Annotated in this window: 1 protein-coding gene; it reads left to right on the plus strand. The window is 74.8% G+C overall.

The genetic code is table 11. The features are described 5' to 3' along the window. Window positions 1–2,737: type VI secretion system Vgr family protein (locus HV742_RS31955; protein ID WP_175147276.1), on the plus strand; the 2,737-nt coding region annotated here is incomplete at both ends.

Raw genomic sequence — 2,737 nt, forward strand, 5'->3', positions numbered from 1 at the left:
CCCGGCTCTACCGGCTGCAAGGCGAGGGCGCATTGGCGTCGCTGCACGTGGAAGGCTGGATCGCGCGCGAGGCGCTGTCCGGCGTGGGCCAGTTGCGCGTGGTGGCGCTGTCCGACGATGCCGGCCTGGCGTTGCAGGACATGATCTCGCGCCCGGTGACGCTGTGGACAACGCGCGCCGACGGCAGCCAGGCCGGGCGCAGCGGCGTGATCCGCGAGGCCGAGCTGCTGTCGGGCGACGCGGGCCTGGCGCGCTACCGCCTGACGGTGGTGCCGTGGCTGTGGCTGGCCACGCAGCGGCGCGCCAGCCGCGTGTTCGAGGGCAAGCCGGTGCTGGACATCGTGCGCCAGGTGCTGGACGGCTACGAAGGCTTTGTCTACCGCGTTGCCGCCGACGTCGAGCCGGCGCTGGCCGGTTTGGCGCCGCGCCCCTACACCACCCAGTATCGCGAGACCGACTACGACTTCGTGGCGCGCCTGCTGGCCGAGGCCGGGCTGGGCTGGACGGTGCTGGAAGACGAGAGCGTGCCGGCGCGCCACGTGGTGCAGCTGTTCGCCGACAGCCGCAACCTGGCCGAGGACGCCGAGTCGGCCGGCGGCGGCATCCGCTTCCAGCGCGCCGCGGCCACCGAATCGCGCGACACCGTGCAGCGGCTGGCGCGCCAGCGCCGCCGGGTGCCCGACAGCATCACGCTGCTGGGCTGGCACGACAGCGGCAAGCGGGCGGTGGCGGCGCAGGCGCTGGTGAACCCGGCCAGCGGCCAGGACGAAGCGGCGGCGCTGGACTGGTACGAGGTGGCCGGCCATGGCGGCTTTGCCGACCCGGCCCAGGCGCGTCGCCAGGCCGAGCTGGCGACCGAAGCGCTGCGGGCGCGCGCCGAGACCTTCGCCGGCCTGGGGGTGGTGCGCACCTTTCGCTCGGGCACGCGCTTCACCTTGCAGGACCTGTCGCCGCTGGGGCCGGCGGACGAGAGCGGCTTCGAACCGGAGTTCGCGCTGGACCGGGTCGAACACGTCGGCATCAACAACCTGCCGCCGCAGACGCGGGCCGCGCTGGCCCAGCGGCTGGGCGGCCTGGACGCGCACCTGGCCTTGGATATCGATGCCTTGCCCGCGCCGGGGGGCCGGCCGGACGAGGCGGCCAGCCTGACCGCCGATGCCGCCGTGCTGGCCAAGGCGCGCGAGGTCGGCTACGCCAACCGCTTCGAGGCGGTGCGCTGCGACCGTCCCTGGCGGCCGCGCTTGCCCGAGACGCGCGGCGCGCGCCTGAGCGGGGCGCCGTCGGTGCACGGCGTGCACACGGCGGTGGTGACCGACGCCGAGGGCAGCACCCAGCCCAGGGAGCAGGACGAGATCCTGCGCAACAAGCGCGGCGACGTGCGCATCCGGTTTCACTGGCAGGCGGGCGGCGAGGGCCTGGCGGCCAGCCGCTGGGCGCGGGTGGCGCAGCGTCAGTCGGGCGCGGGCATGGGCATCAGCTTCGTGCCGCGCATCGGCCAGGAGGTGCTGGTGCGCTTTGTGGACGACGACATCGACCAGCCCATCGTGGTGGGCGCGCTGTACAACGGCCGTGGCGAGGGCGGCACGCCGGCCACGCCGGGCGGGCGCGCGGGCGCCAAGGCCGACACGCAGGTCTACGCGGCGGCGCGCGACCACGCGCCCAGCGCCCAGGCCAACCTGGCCGCGGGCAACGCGCCGGCCTGGCACGGCGCGGCGGCGGGCGAGGAGAACCACCGCAACGCGGCCGCCCTGAGCGGCTTCAAGAGCAAAGAGTTTGGCGGCGCGGGCTACAACCAGATCGTGTTCGACGACACCGACAGCCAGTTGCGCCTGCAGATCAAGAGCAGCGCGCAGGCCAGCGAGCTGAACCTGGGCCACCTGATCCACCAGGCGGGCAACTACCGGGGCGGCCTGCGCGGCGTGGGCGCCGAGCTGCGCACCGACGGTTATGGCGCGGTGCGGGGCGGCGCGGGCGTGCTGCTGAGCACCTACACGGCCGCCGGCGCCCACGCCGGCGCCATCGGCGATGCGGCCGCGGTGCAGGCGCTGGCGGGCCAGACCGACCAGATGGCGCGTTCGCTGGACGGGGTGGCGGGCGCGCACCAGGGCCTGCGGCTGGCGACGGTGCAGGGCACCCGGGGCCCGGGTTCCAGTGTGCTCGATGGCGAGAAGGCGCCGCTGGCGGCCATGCACCGCGCGGTCTCGGGCACGGTGGCCGGCGACAGCGTGGAAGGCGCGCGCGGCGATGCCTCGGCCAAGCATACCGACGCGGCGCCAGGCAAGGTGCCGCACGCCACCGACCCGGTGGTGCTGATGGCCGCGCGCGCCGGGCTGGCGCAGGTGGCCGGCCAGCACCTGCAGTACACCGCCGGCGAGGCGCTGCACTGGTCGGCGGGCAAGGACCAGAACCTGGCGGTGATGGGCGCGCTGCGCCTGCATGCGGGGCAGGGGCTGGGCATCGTGGCGGGCCTGCAGCAGGGCGGAGCGCAGTCGGGGCTGGATCTGATCTCGGCCAAGGGCAATGTCGACGTGCAGGCGCAGCACGACATCCTGCGGGTGCAGGCGCAGCAGGACATCACCATCGGCAGCGCCCAGACGGCGGTGGAATACGCCGCGCCCAAGCGCATCCGCATCGCCACGGCGGCCGGCGCCAGCATCGTGCTCGAAGGCGGCAACATCACCGTCACCGCGCCGGGCCGCATCGACGTCAAGACCGGCAACAAGCAGTTCGCCGGGCC

The sequence above is a fragment of the Achromobacter ruhlandii genome, assembly GCF_902859695.1.
Classification (GTDB): domain Bacteria; phylum Pseudomonadota; class Gammaproteobacteria; order Burkholderiales; family Burkholderiaceae_B; genus Achromobacter; species Achromobacter ruhlandii.